The sequence below is a fragment of the Acinetobacter sp. 742879 genome (assembly GCF_000588535.1).
Lineage (GTDB): Bacteria > Pseudomonadota > Gammaproteobacteria > Pseudomonadales > Moraxellaceae > Acinetobacter > Acinetobacter pittii.
Genome location: NZ_JFYC01000013.1, coordinates 1 through 12,983 on the forward strand (window position 1 = coordinate 1; position 12,983 = coordinate 12,983).

Sequence of the window (12,983 nt, forward strand, 5' to 3'; positions counted from 1 at the left end):
AAGTTTGAACGTAATAAGCCACACGTAAACGTGGGCACAATCGGTCACGTTGACCATGGTAAAACAACTTTAACTGCTGCGATTGCAACAATTTGTGCAAAAACTTACGGCGGTGAAGCGAAAGATTACTCACAAATCGACTCAGCACCTGAAGAAAAAGCACGTGGTATTACAATTAATACTTCACACGTAGAATACGATTCTCCAATTCGTCACTACGCGCACGTTGACTGCCCGGGCCACGCCGATTACGTTAAAAACATGATTACTGGTGCTGCTCAGATGGACGGCGCGATCCTTGTGTGTGCTGCGACTGACGGTCCAATGCCACAAACTCGTGAACACATCCTTCTTTCTCGTCAGGTTGGTGTACCTTACATCATCGTATTCTTAAACAAGTGTGACCTTGTTGATGATGAAGAATTACTTGAATTAGTAGAAATGGAAGTTCGTGAACTTCTTTCTACTTATGACTTCCCAGGTGATGACACTCCAGTTATCCGTGGTTCTGCGCTTAAAGCGTTGGAAGGCGATGCCGGTCAATATGGTGAGTCTTCAGTTCTTGCTCTTGTTGAAGCGCTTGACTCTTACATCCCAGAACCAGAACGTGCTATCGACAAAGCATTCTTAATGCCAATCGAAGACGTATTCTCAATTTCTGGTCGTGGTACTGTAGTAACAGGCCGTGTAGAAGCTGGTATCGTTAAAGTTGGTGAAGAAGTAGAGATCGTTGGTATTAAAGATACAGTTAAAACAACTGTAACTGGCGTAGAAATGTTCCGTAAACTTCTTGACGAAGGCCGTGCAGGTGAGAACTGTGGTATCTTACTTCGTGGTACTAAGCGTGAAGACGTACAACGTGGTCAAGTACTTGCTAAACCAGGTACAATCAAGCCGCACACTAAATTCGACGCAGAAGTATACGTACTTTCTAAAGAAGAAGGTGGTCGTCACACTCCATTCTTAAATGGTTACCGTCCACAGTTCTACTTCCGTACAACTGACGTAACTGGTGCGATCCAATTACAAGACGGCGTTGAAATGGTTATGCCAGGCGACAACGTTGAAATGTCAGTAGAATTAATCCACCCAATCGCAATGGACCCAGGTCTACGTTTTGCGATCCGTGAAGGTGGTCGTACTGTAGGTGCTGGTGTTGTTGCGAAAGTAACTGCATAATCACTTTCAGTGAAAAAAAGCGCTCTTTTTAGATCGCTTTTTTTATACTTAATTGTCTAACAATCATTATAAAGTCTGGCCCTAACTGATATTTCAATGTCCTTATTTACCCTTAACCCTTTTTATTAAATTTGTATGATAAGAATTAAGAAAACGAACAATAAAGTTTGAGTAACTAAGGTTACTTGCTAAGGAGCTTTGGGTATGAATGCTAAAGTGAATATTACGAATCGTGCAGGCGCAAGCTTTCCAGTACGTCGTATGAATTTTGACTTTAATGATGTACCAGAATATTGGATGAATGGTTCTGCTGGACTCACACATTTTATGACAGCATTGTCAGCATTGTTTCCGGCTGGTGAGAAATTCTTTATAGATAGTGTACGTGCAGTACGTTATCACCCAGCTATTAAAGATGATGAAGCACTCCAAAAAGAGATTAGTGCTTTTATTGGGCAAGAAGCAATGCACACTCAAGAGCATGTAAACTTCAATGCTTCTGCTCAAAAGTTTGGCCATGATGTAGAAACGTTAGAGAAATTTACCGATACGGCAATTCAAACAGCCATTAAAACTTTTGTAAAAATTGTCAAACCTTTCGGTATGACAAAAGAAATGGTTGACTTGACTGCTACAACGGCTCTTGAGCATTTTACCGCTACTATTGCGTCGCAATTATTGGTCAATAAGCACATTCAAGAGCTTATGACAGATGAGACGATGTCAACAATGTGGTATTGGCATGCGATTGAAGAAAATGAGCATAAAGCCGTAGCTTATGACGTGTACCAAGGTGTGTTTGGTAAAGGCATAAAAGCTTATGCGTTACGAACCAGTTCTTTAGTATTTGCTATGACTTTAATCTTTTTGATTCAGTCATCTTTTGTGCTTCGTTTATTAAAGCAAGATAACAAGTTGAATTTAAATGAACTATCAGTAATTTATAAATACGGATATAGCCCATCTAAAGGTATTATTAGTGGTATGGCTAAAGAAATGTTAGCTTACTTTAAACCTGGCTTTCATCCAAATGACCTAGATACCGTTGGTCTATTGAAAACATGGAAAGCAAAATTAGGTTTATAGATTTAATTCATGATTTATAAAGGGCCGATAGAGGCCCTTTTTTATTTTTCTACAACTATTTTAAAGAGATCATGGAGCAAATATTGCACCTTTATGTATCTATGAATGACCTCATCTGATATTTCTCTGTCCTCATCTGCACTTAATTGGTACATCGAAAGACGTATGATTATAAATATTAAGAAAATAAATAAAGTTATATGTGAATTAGCTATTCACTTAAAAGGAGTCTGAGATGAATGCTAAGGTAAATATTTCCAATCGTGCTGGCGCTAGTTTCCCTGTGCGTCGTATGGATTTTGAATTTGCTCAGGTCCCACGTTATTGGGCAAATTATGATCCAGCATTAACACATTTTATGACAGCATTATCGGCCCTTTTTCCAGAAGGGGAGCAGTTCTTTGTAAATAGTACGCGTGCTGTTCGAAATGATCCAAAGCTTGCTGATCCAGATCTTCAAAAAGAAATTAGTGCTTTTATTGGTCAAGAAGCGATGCACTCCAAAGAGCATTTAGCATTTAATGCTTCAGCACAGGCTTATGGTTATGATGTGCGTCATATGGAAAAGCAAACAGGAAAAGTCATTAAGATGGGTACAGCTGTTGTAACCAAATTAATGAAACCTTTTGGTTATACTAAAGAAATGATTGATTTGACTGGAACCTGTGCTCTAGAGCATTTCACATCGACCATTGCAGCTGAACTTTTACAAAACCCTGAAATTCAGGCCATGTTCCAAGACGACACTATGTATCATTTGTGGATGTGGCACGCAGTTGAAGAAAATGAACATAAAGCTGTGGCATTTGATGTGTATACAAGTATGTACGGACAAGGTCCGAAAGCTTATTTTATGCGTTCAACAGCCTTGATTATTGCAATGGCATTAATCTTCGCAACTCAGTCTTATTTTACTGCTAAGTTACTCAAGACTGACGATAAATTAACTTGGAAAGATACGAAGTACATGCTTAAGTTCATGTATGGTCGTAAAGGTTTTATGACTCGTCAAATTCCAGAGTTACTTGATTTTTTAAGACCAAAATTTCATCCAAATGATTCGGATACCACAGCATTGCTAGCAACTTGGCGTGAAAAATTAGGTCTTTAAAAAATACAGAAAAAAGGGACAACTCAATTGTCCTTTTTTTTGCTCGTTTTTTCGTGGGAAGTTTTTATAATACGCACTACTTTAGAATCTTCATTGCGTTGAAACTCATGATTCGTATTATGCAAAACACTGATGTGGATATTGTCGTTCAAATTGAAAAATCAGTACAAACACATCCGTGGTCAAGACAGCAATTTATTGAATCTTTGAATTCTTATCAATGTACAGTGATTGAGTCACAAAATAGAGTCGTTGGATTTTGTATTTTACAGCCTGTTTTAGATGAAGCTAATTTGTTACTCATGGCCGTTGATCCTCAAATGCAAGGGCAGGGTTTAGGATATAAGTTATTAAGTGCATCAATTGAAAAATTAGAAAATCAGCCAGTACAAATCTTTTTAGAAGTCCGTGAAAGTAATAAAGCTGCCATCGGTTTATATGAAAAAACAGGCTTTCACCAAATTGACCTGCGTCGCAATTATTATCCTACCCAAGATGGTGGGCGCGAACATGCGGTCATTATGGTAAAAACCTGTACAGATGATTTCGCATCTTTATTTAATGATTAAATTATTCCATTCAGAAGGTAACGTGGTCATAAGAGACGTACCTAGCTGTTGAATTTCCTCTGGTGATAATGATCTGTTTAAACGGCGCCATTGCCCATCGAGCAGAAGTTCTAAAGGTGTATATTGCGATTTATAGTTCATTTTGGCCGAATGCGGCACCCAATAGCCTAAGTAGAGATATTCTAAACCGAGCGATTTCACATATTCAATTTGGTTAAGAATAGAATACACACCAAGTGATCTGCGATGCTCATCGGGATCAAAGAATGTATAGACAGCCGATAATCCATCATCCATTAAATCGCAAGTAGAAACACTAATGAGACGATTGTCTTTCCAAAGCTCAAGAAAAAAACTATCTGTACAGCTATGTACTAAAAACTTTTCAAACTGATCTAAGCTCGGTGGAAACATATCACCATCTGCATGGCGTTCATTAATATAGCGTTCGTATAAATCATAATGAATTTGTGCTGCTTGTCGCGTAGGCAGAACAGTCATGGTGAGATCTTGATTTCGTTTCCATGCTTTTTTTTGCATGCTGTTCATTTGAAAATCGGCAACTGGAACACGACAAGACAGACATTGTCTACATAAGTGACATTCAGGGCGATAAACAAAGTCGCCACTACGGCGAAAGCCTAAACGAGAAAGTTCTGAAAGAGTGACCACATCAATTCGATGGATGGGATCTAAAAACACCATGCGTGCTGATTTATTTTCTAGATAGCTACAATCATGAGGTGGAGTAATATAATACTGCAGATCATTTAAAAGGGACTTCGGGTGATATGATTTCATGATTGGTCCCTCCTGTTATCATTCCATTAATTTTGCATCTAATGCTATTGTTTTACTTGAAAATACACGTTCTTGATACTTTTTCCAATTGATAGAGGGGTGAATAATTACATCTTGTAACGATTTTAAGTAGTCTTGACGAGAAAGTGTACTGGCTCCCAGACTAATTAAGTGACTGTTTACGAGTTGGCAGTCTATCCATGGTAGCTGATTTTCTTGTCCTATGAGCATTAATGTATAAAAAGCCATTTTTGAAACATCGGTTTCGTTGCTAAACATTGACTCACCAAAACACCCTTTGCCAATCGTAACACCGTATAAACCTCCTACAAGCTCCTCTTGTTGCCATACTTCAATACTATAACCATAACCAGCATTAAACATCTCACAGTAACCTTGAATAATATCCTCGCTAATCCATGTTTCATCTGCATAACTTCTTGGCAAAGAGCAAGAGCGAATAACTTGTTCAAAGGCATGATTTACCGTAATGGTGTAATCGTACTTTTTCATGTTCCGAATGAGTGATTTACTTGGTTTATAGTTTTGAGGGTAGATCACGCAACGAGGTTCTGGGCTCCACCAACAAATAGGCTCATCTTCATTAAACCAAGGAAAAAGACCATGGGTGTATGCTTCATATAGGGTAGAAGGGGAGAGGTCCGCTCCGATACAAATTAAACCATGCCCATCTGGATCGGCCTCAATGGGATCAGGAAAAATGAATTGGGAAAGTGGAAGTGTATTCATAAAAATAAAATAAGATGAGCTTTAAGGTTATGCTATAAAAATTAATATATGTCAGCTAGTCATTATTCTAAAAAAACAGCCGTTATAAGAACGGCTGTTTTAAAACTCTAGAAATCTATTAATTAAAGATTATCTAGATATTTTTCAGCATCTAGGGCCGCCATACAGCCAGACCCAGCAGAAGTAATCGCTTGGCGATAAATGCTGTCAGCGACGTCACCAGCAGCAAAAACACCAGCTACAGAAGTCGCTGTTGCATTACCAGAGGTACCGCTTTGCACTTGGATGTAGCCATCACGTAGGTTTAACTGGCCTTCAAACATTCCAGTGTTTGGCTTGTGACCAATTGCTACGAACAGACCATGAACCTCTACGTCTTGCTTAGAATCATCTTGAGTTGATTTAAGGCGAACACTGGTTACGCCAGTATTGTCACCCAATACTTCTTCAACTTCGTGGTTCCAGATAATGCTGATTTTGCCTTCTTTTTCTTTGGCAAATAAATGATCTTGCAAAATCTTTTCAGAACGTAAAGTATCACGGCGGTGTACAAGCGTTACATGTGAAGCAATATTTGATAAATAAAGTGCTTCTTCAACAGCAGTGTTACCACCACCTACAACCATTACTTTTTGGTTTTTGTAGAAGAAACCGTCACATGTTGCACATGCGCTTACACCTTGGCCCATAAAGTTTTGTTCAGACTCTAAACCAAGATATTGAGCTGTAGCACCAGTTGCAATAATCAAAGCGTCACATGTGTACTCTTCCATGTCACCTTTTAAAACAAAAGGACGTACATTTAAATCCACTTCGTTAATATGGTCATAGACGAGTTCTGTACCAAAGCGTTCAGCATGTGCTTGCATACGATCCATTAATGCAGGACCTGTTAAACCTTCAGGATCGCCCGGCCAGTTGTCAACTTCGGTTGTTGTTGTAAGTTGCCCACCTAGTTGTAAACCTGCAATTAAAGTAGGTTTAAGGTTTGCACGCGCTGCATATACTGCTGCACTATAGCCCGCAGGGCCAGAACCGAGAATAATTAACCGAGAATGACGAGCACTCATTGAGGGTATCCTTATTTATTTCGAGAATTTTGAAAATTATACGTGAATTTGCCGATCAATAGCGTTAAATCAATGTGGATAATATTGATCAGGTCAATCGAATTAAGTTATATAACAATATAGAAGTGCCTTATGTTAACAACAACTGTAAAGAATCATGCACCTTTTTTGTAAGAACAGGTGCATAATATAAAGTTCATTCGTTGAAGATCTAAAATATAGTTCTTCACATCTCTAAACCAATAATTAAATGGGTTACAGGACAGTATATGACTGCGGTGTCAAGTGTTTATGCACAGCGCTTATTGATGACATTATTCTTGGTTTCTTTTGGTATTTATATGTTTCTGGCAACAGTAACATATACACCATTTGACCCGGGCTGGATGCATATTTCCAGTGATACTCAGCAAGTATCCAATGCAAGTGGTATTGCTGGCGCATGGATTGCAGATTTGCTGTTTGGTTTTTTAGGATGGGCAAGTTTGCTTATTCCAATTTTCCTTTTCATTGAAGCAATTCAGGTTTGGTGGCCACGTAGTTTCCTAAACCGCCCATTTCGTTATGCTGCACAATTCTTCTTAATTTTAGTTGTATCTAGCTTACTTTATTTACACTGGAATGTGCCGGCAGATACTTTAGATAATGCAGCTGGGGGAATTATTGGTTATGAGTTAGGTCAAAGCCTATCTCAGTTGTTAACAATTTATGGTGCAACCTTATTTTTACTGGTTTTCGGGGTCGTGTTGTTTACTCTTGCATTTGGGGTGCAATGGAGTAAAACATGGGTTACGCTCAAAGCTACACCAAGTTATTTACAAGATTTATTTTATAAGAACGTATCTCCGAATGAATCGGATTATGACTTAACAACTCAACCTGCCACCAAAGCAGCCGCGGTTAAAGTTGCTGACAATGTAGAAACGAATGCTAATGCTTCAGATGAGAAAGAAGCATCAGTTCAACCTGAATCAACTCAACCGCAATCTACCACAACGCGACATGATGCGGTTGCTGAGCGCTTATTTGCAGATGTGCTAGCGAAAGAGCAGAGCCGACCTGAATCTGTTGCAGATACACCAGTTGCAAATACTCAGAACTTTGAGCATACGCTTGAACAGGCCCATAAACTTGAACGAGATAGCCAACGTTTAGTTGCGACTGGCGAAGTATGGCGTGCTTTACAGCGTGATGATGCGAGTCATAAGCAAGAAATTGATGCGCTTTTAAGAGCTGCTGATGATTCGACAGAGACAGAGCAAGTTCCTACTCATGAGCAATTTCAGCAAACAATTTCTCAGGTAAATCAAAATCAACCATCATCTAAACAAGACTTACATGGTCTTGATTGGAATGATGATGAGATTTTTGATGAGTTGCTTGCCGCGGTTCCAAACAGTAAAACTGCAACAGATGTGCATACACCATTTGTTCAAGATCACCATGTAGAAGCCGAACCAACTTCGCAATCTGTTAATATTGCGAATGAAACATCTTCAAATATTTCAAATTTAAATCAATCACCTAAAAATTTAGCAAACGAACAAGTCTTTGAAGATTTTGATGATTTATTAATAGATGAAGACATTGCCCCAACTGAACCTGTGAGAGCAAGTAGTTATGCGCAATCTTCAGCATTTGTAAAAGCTCCTATTCAAACGACTATTCAGGCCGACAAACTTTCAAAAGAAGAGTTTATTGAAGCTTGGCAGGAGACTGCTGGAAAACCGCAGGAAAATGCTGATTTTGATGAGGACTATTTCGATTTTGATGCACCGTTAACAGATGCATCAGGCCGCCCAATGTCTCGTGCAATGCAAGTTGCTAAGAAGCGTTTGGATTTACCAACTTTACCGGGCCTTGACCTACTTGATAAGGTTGATCCAAATAAGAAAGTCAACTTTACTGAAGAGCAACTTTCACGTTTGTCTGAATTGCTTGAAATTAAATTGCAAGAATTTAACGTTAAAGCACAGGTGGTAGAGGCTCAACCAGGACCAGTTGTAACTCGCTTTGAGTTAGATTTGGCGCCGGGTGTTAAAGCTTCTAAGGTAACGAATATCTCACGTGACTTGGCACGTTCAATGTCGATGGCATCTGTACGTGTGGTCGAAGTTATTCCTGGTAAACCATACATTGGTATTGAAGTGCCAAACAGTGCCCGTGAAATGGTACGTTTGATTGAATTATTGGAAACACCAACATATCGCGACCCAAGTGCATTAATTAGTATGGCGATGGGTAAAGATATTTCAGGTAATCCTGTACTCACTGATTTAGCGAAAGCACCACATATGTTGGTTGCTGGTACGACAGGTTCTGGTAAATCGGTTGCGGTCAACTCGATGATTTTATCGATGTTGCTTAAATATACGCCTGATCAATTACGTTTAATTCTAATCGATCCAAAACAGCTCGAACTTGCAAACTATAATGATATTCCACATTTATTAACTCCAGTCGTTACTGACATGAAAGATGCGGTAAGTGCTTTGAACTGGTGTGTGAATGAAATGGAACGTCGTTATAAACTTATGTCGTTCTTAAAAATTCGTAAATTAAGTGACTATAACCGTAAAGTTGAAGAAGCGATTGCGAATGGTGAAGACTTAATTGATCCGACTTGGAAGCCAAGTGATTCAGCGACACAAGAACGTGCACCTCGTTTAACGCCATTACCATCTATTGTCATTGTTGCGGATGAGTTCGCCGACATGATTATGCAAGTGGGTAAAAAAGCAGAAGAAATGATTACCCGTTTGGCGCAAAAATCTCGTGCTGCTGGTATTCACCTATTGCTTGCGACTCAACGCCCATCTGTTGATGTTATTACCGGTTTGATTAAAGCCAATATTCCAACGCGCGTAGCACTACGTGTAAATAGTAAAATTGACTCACGTACTATTTTGGATGCAGGTGGTGCAGAAGACTTGTTAGGTCATGGTGATATGCTGTTCTTGGGCCCTGGTAAAATTGAGCCGGAACGTGTGCATGGTGCTTTCATTAGTGATGATGAAGTAAACCGTATTTGTGATGCTTGGCGTGAGCGTGGCGAGCCTGATTATATTGATGAAATCTTGACTCCATTTGATGAAGAGCCTGCATCACGTGGCTTTGAAGAGGGTGAGGGCGGTTCTGACCGAGATGCACTCTATGATCAATGTGTGTCATTCGTATTAGAAACTCGAAAAGCGTCTACATCTTCGCTACAGCGCAAATTTAGCCTTGGTTATAACCGTGCCGCTCGTATCATTGATCAAATGGAAGAGAACGGCATTGTGAGCTCAATGGGCCCTAATGGTAAGCGGGATATTCTAGTTTAATACGTATAATTTAAGCCTCTTCGGAGGCTTTTTTATAACTTAAATAAAGTGAACCTATTTATAAATGACTTAAAGATTTTATCGTCTAGTAAAAAAATGCTAATGTATTTTCCCTAAATAAATAACAATGAATTAAATCAGGAGAAAGACATGCTATTAGCTCTGATTACTTTAGCCTTTATTCACTTTTGCGCACTTATTACTCCCGGGCCTGATTTTTTCCTTGTATCTCAAACTGCCATTAGCCGGTCTCGTAAAGACGCTATGCTGGTCGTTGCTGGTATAACGGCGGGTGTTATGTTTTGGGCGTGCTTGGCACTAATGGGATTAAATCTTATATTTGAGAAAATGGCTTGGTTAAAGCAAGGATTGCTCATTGCTGGTGGCTTATATCTATGTTGGTTGGGCTATCAGATGCTGCGTTCGGCTTTTTCAAAAAATCAGCAAGAGGGCAATGTTGCTGTTGAGCTCCCAAAAGCACCTTACTTATTTTTTATTAAAGGTTTGATAACCAATTTATCAAATCCAAAAGCTGTTATTTATTTTGGTAGTGTTTTCTCTTTATTTTTAGCTAATCCTCAACTTGATGAAGTTCACTGGCTACTCTTTATTATTGTCACAGTCGAGACAATTTTATGGTTCTGCTTTGTGACTTTTATTTTTTCATTACCGAGTTTTAGAGCAGCTTACCGTAATTTTTCAAAATGGATTGATGGTATTTCGGGCGGTATTTTTACCGTATTTGGTATTTTCCTGATTGGTAATCGATAAGTTTAGATAAGAAAAAAGCCTCTTTAAGAGGCTTTTTATTTTTAAGCAAACTTTGCTAGAACTTCTAAAAATGGTGCTGATTGACGCGGAAACTTAGCAATTACATCATGGATGCGTTGGCCTTCAGGATCTTTGGCATTAATATCGCGTCCGTCCGCAATAAATTGAGTTAAAAGACGCTCATAGTCTGTTGGGCGCATATGTTTGAATGCATGGTAGAGCACATGAAAATCTGCATTCACACCACTTGGAGGAAGTTGGTTGAGGTAGGCAAAAACACGCTCATCGGACCATTCTTCATTGAAAGTTGCTGGCTGTGATAATGCCATGACAATCTCCTCATTTTAAAAAAGGCAAAATAACTTGCGTTATTTTGCCTTGATTCTGATTTATTGAATAGTCAGAAATAGAATTATCGTTCTTCAGGTAAATTGATATTCATTTCTAACATTTCGATATTAGCTTCAGAGCGAACTTGCATTTGGATATGCTGTTCACCTACGCCGCTAACATAACGGCTAACCACTTGCATGATTTCTTTTTTCATCTGATCAATTTTGTCTTGGCTTAAACGGCGGCCTAAACCTTGTTCAGAAGCAACAATAACTTTCAAACGATCTTTGGCAGTTTGAGCACTTGATGGTTTTTCTTCGCTGCTAAATAATTTACTCCAGAATCCTGCCATATCTACGCTCCAAATAGTCGTGCTAACCAGCCTTTAGGTTGAGCTGTGATGTGTCGATAAGGACGGTCTTCGCCAAGGAAGCGTGCAACCAAATCATCATACCCCTGACCAGCTTTAGTTTCTGAATACAGAATAACTGGCTTACCTTCGTTTGATGCTTGTAATACACTTGGACATTCTGGAATAACACCTAATGTCGGTACGCGTAAAATATCTTTAGAAATATCATCAATTGTCAGCATTTCCTGACGGTCAGCACGTTCCGGGTTAAAACGTGTAATACATAAATGTTTACGTATACGCCCTTCGTTGTGTTCAACTTTCTTGGTTTTGCTATCTAACATACCAATAATACGGTCAGAGTCACGTACTGAAGAGATTTCAGGGTTTGTTACAATGATTGCTTCATCTGCATGATACATGGCTAAAATCGCGCCACGCTCGATCCCTGCAGGTGAGTCACAAATGATGTAATCGAACTCTTGAGATAGCTCATCAATAACACGAGCAACACCTTCGTCGCTCAACGCATCTTTATCACGTGTTTGTGAAGCCGGTAAAATATAAAGGTTTTCGATATCTTTATCGCGAATAAGGGCTTGCTGCAGACGTGCTTCGTTATTAATAACATTAACAAAATCATAAACAACACGACGCTCACAACCCATAATCAAATCAAGGTTACGTAAGCCTACATCAAAATCAATCACAACAGTTTTATGACCACGAAGGGCTAAACCTGTTGCAAAAGATGCGCTCGTTGTAGTTTTACCTACACCACCTTTGCCTGATGTTACGACAACAATTTTGGCCACCGAATCCACTCCTATTATGGTCATACACCCTTAAAAGGGCTGTTTTTTGGTGATTTGCTTAATAAATTAAAGTTCTAGAGCTTCAAATTCAAGCTCTTGCTTTTCATTTAAATAAATATGTACTGGTTTTTTTACCACATGTTTAGGGATATCATCTGCGACACAATACGTTCCGGCAATGGAAACGAGCTCAGCCTCTAAAGATTGGCAAAAAATGCGTGCAGCTGCGTGCCCGCCCGCACCAGCAATGACTCTACCACGAACTGTGCCATAAATATGTATATTTCCTGAAGCGATCACCTCGGAACCACTATTCATGCCAGCCTTTAAAATAATATCGCCGTTATCTTGTACAAGGGATTGGCCTGTACGCAAAATTTCATCATGATAAGAGGTAATATGAGCGACCGCTATCTTGTTTAGTGGTTTTTTTGTTTCTGCTGAAGACGAGGCAGGAGCTGTAGCAGGTTTTTCCACAATAGCCACTTGTTCAGCTGTCGCTTTAATGCGTTGTAATGGTTGATCTGCCGGTAAAACAGGGAATTGAATAGCGCGAGCCTCATTTCCTAAAATACCGTCGATTACCGCCATTGGTTGTAAACCCAAGCTCACCAGAAGTTGAATCAATGCAATTAACTCTTGCTCAACTGTACTGTCAATAATCACTAAAGTTCCTTGATAGGAACCTTCATTTAAAATATTTGATAATTGCTGGCGGATCACATCATGATCATTGGTATCGAAGGTTATCCTGCTAAAGTTAACCATTCTGCCGGTAATCCGTATATCAGCCATAAGTCTTCCTTCAAGGCGTTAAACGAGC

13 protein-coding genes are annotated in these 12,983 nt (G+C 39.3%); 6 read left to right on the plus strand and 7 right to left on the minus strand.

Features of this window, described 5'->3' with window-relative positions:
- The 4 genes from tuf to rimI form a co-directional block, all read left to right on the plus strand.
- Nucleotides 1-1,179: elongation factor Tu (gene tuf / locus J690_RS18370; RefSeq protein ID WP_017399900.1), on the plus strand; the 1,179-nt coding region annotated here is incomplete at its 5' end.
- 204 nt (nt 1,180-1,383) lie between these two features.
- Nucleotides 1,384-2,265, plus strand: coding sequence for a metal-dependent hydrolase (locus J690_RS18375; protein ID WP_032037392.1), 882 nt, complete (start codon nt 1,384-1,386; stop codon nt 2,263-2,265).
- Nucleotides 2,266-2,500: 235 nt separating this feature from the next.
- Nucleotides 2,501-3,376: a metal-dependent hydrolase gene (locus J690_RS18380; RefSeq protein WP_032037393.1), complete on the plus strand. Its 876-nt coding sequence runs from the start codon at nt 2,501-2,503 to the stop codon at nt 3,374-3,376.
- A gap of 107 nt (nt 3,377-3,483) precedes the next feature.
- Nucleotides 3,484-3,945, plus strand: coding sequence for a ribosomal protein S18-alanine N-acetyltransferase (gene rimI, locus J690_RS18385; RefSeq protein WP_032037395.1), 462 nt, complete (start codon nt 3,484-3,486; stop codon nt 3,943-3,945).
- Here rimI and J690_RS18390 read toward each other — a convergent pair.
- The 3 genes from J690_RS18390 to trxB all read right to left on the minus strand — a co-directional run bounded on the left by J690_RS18390 (nt 3,931) and on the right by trxB (nt 6,566).
- Nucleotides 3,931-4,746 carry an arginyltransferase gene (locus J690_RS18390; protein WP_004703325.1) on the minus strand — a complete coding sequence of 272 codons (816 nt, stop codon included), beginning with the start codon at nt 4,744-4,746 and terminating at the stop codon, nt 3,931-3,933. The genes rimI and J690_RS18390 overlap by 15 nt on opposite strands.
- 18 nt (nt 4,747-4,764) lie before the next feature.
- The gene (gene aat, locus J690_RS18395) at nt 4,765-5,496 is read right to left on the minus strand and encodes a leucyl/phenylalanyl-tRNA--protein transferase (RefSeq protein WP_016803285.1); all 732 of its coding nucleotides are present in this window, start codon (nt 5,494-5,496) and stop codon (nt 4,765-4,767) included.
- 122 nt (nt 5,497-5,618) lie between these two features.
- The gene (gene trxB / locus J690_RS18400) at nt 5,619-6,566 is read right to left on the minus strand and encodes a thioredoxin-disulfide reductase (RefSeq protein ID WP_002121722.1); all 948 of its coding nucleotides are present in this window, start codon (nt 6,564-6,566) and stop codon (nt 5,619-5,621) included.
- A 269-nt stretch (nt 6,567-6,835) separates the two neighbouring features.
- Between trxB and J690_RS18405 the strand changes: the two genes are divergently transcribed.
- Both J690_RS18405 and rhtC read left to right on the plus strand, forming a co-directional pair.
- On the plus strand, nt 6,836-9,889 hold the full coding sequence (locus J690_RS18405; protein ID WP_032037396.1) for a DNA translocase FtsK: 3,054 nt from the start codon (nt 6,836-6,838) through the stop codon (nt 9,887-9,889).
- 150 nt (nt 9,890-10,039) lie between these two features.
- A complete protein-coding gene (gene rhtC / locus J690_RS18410) occupies nt 10,040-10,660 on the plus strand; it encodes a threonine export protein RhtC (protein WP_032037397.1) in 621 nt (206 codons plus the stop codon).
- Nucleotides 10,661-10,701: 41 nt separating this feature from the next.
- Here rhtC and J690_RS18415 read toward each other — a convergent pair whose 3' ends face one another.
- The 4 genes from J690_RS18415 to minC all read right to left on the minus strand — a co-directional run bounded on the left by J690_RS18415 (nt 10,702) and on the right by minC (nt 12,955).
- A complete protein-coding gene (locus J690_RS18415; RefSeq protein WP_002121755.1) occupies nt 10,702-10,989 on the minus strand; it encodes a PA4642 family protein in 288 nt (95 codons plus the stop codon).
- 83 nt (nt 10,990-11,072) lie between these two features.
- Complete coding sequence (gene minE / locus J690_RS18420; RefSeq protein ID WP_000896934.1) at nt 11,073-11,345, minus strand: cell division topological specificity factor MinE; 273 nt, start codon at nt 11,343-11,345, stop codon at nt 11,073-11,075.
- Nucleotides 11,346-11,347: 2 nt separating this feature from the next.
- The gene (gene minD / locus J690_RS18425) at nt 11,348-12,160 is read right to left on the minus strand and encodes a septum site-determining protein MinD (RefSeq protein WP_002121719.1); all 813 of its coding nucleotides are present in this window, start codon (nt 12,158-12,160) and stop codon (nt 11,348-11,350) included.
- Between the two features lie 66 nt (nt 12,161-12,226).
- Nucleotides 12,227-12,955, minus strand: a complete 729-nt coding sequence (minC, locus tag J690_RS18430) for a septum site-determining protein MinC (RefSeq protein ID WP_032037398.1) — start codon at nt 12,953-12,955, stop codon at nt 12,227-12,229.
- Between the last annotated feature and the right edge of the window lie 28 nt (nt 12,956-12,983).

Excerpts from the sequence above, each read along its gene's own strand:
- J690_RS18380 (WP_032037393.1), top strand. The coding sequence starts at position 2,501 with ATGAATGCTAAGGTAAATATTTCCAATCGTGCTGGCGCTAGTTTCCCT.
- J690_RS18405 (WP_032037396.1), top strand. The coding sequence starts at position 6,836 with ATGACTGCGGTGTCAAGTGTTTATGCACAGCGCTTATTGATGACATTA.
- J690_RS18415 (WP_002121755.1), bottom strand. The coding sequence starts at position 10,989 with ATGGCATTATCACAGCCAGCAACTTTCAATGAAGAATGGTCCGATGAG.
- rhtC (WP_032037397.1), top strand. The coding sequence starts at position 10,040 with ATGCTATTAGCTCTGATTACTTTAGCCTTTATTCACTTTTGCGCACTT.
- J690_RS18390 (WP_004703325.1), bottom strand. The coding sequence starts at position 4,746 with ATGAAATCATATCACCCGAAGTCCCTTTTAAATGATCTGCAGTATTAT.
- rimI (WP_032037395.1), top strand. The coding sequence starts at position 3,484 with ATGATTCGTATTATGCAAAACACTGATGTGGATATTGTCGTTCAAATT.
- J690_RS18375 (WP_032037392.1), top strand. The coding sequence starts at position 1,384 with ATGAATGCTAAAGTGAATATTACGAATCGTGCAGGCGCAAGCTTTCCA.
- minE (WP_000896934.1), bottom strand. The coding sequence starts at position 11,345 with ATGGCAGGATTCTGGAGTAAATTATTTAGCAGCGAAGAAAAACCATCA.
- trxB (WP_002121722.1), bottom strand. The coding sequence starts at position 6,566 with ATGAGTGCTCGTCATTCTCGGTTAATTATTCTCGGTTCTGGCCCTGCG.
- aat (WP_016803285.1), bottom strand. The coding sequence starts at position 5,496 with ATGAATACACTTCCACTTTCCCAATTCATTTTTCCTGATCCCATTGAG.
- minC (WP_032037398.1), bottom strand. The coding sequence starts at position 12,955 with ATGGCTGATATACGGATTACCGGCAGAATGGTTAACTTTAGCAGGATA.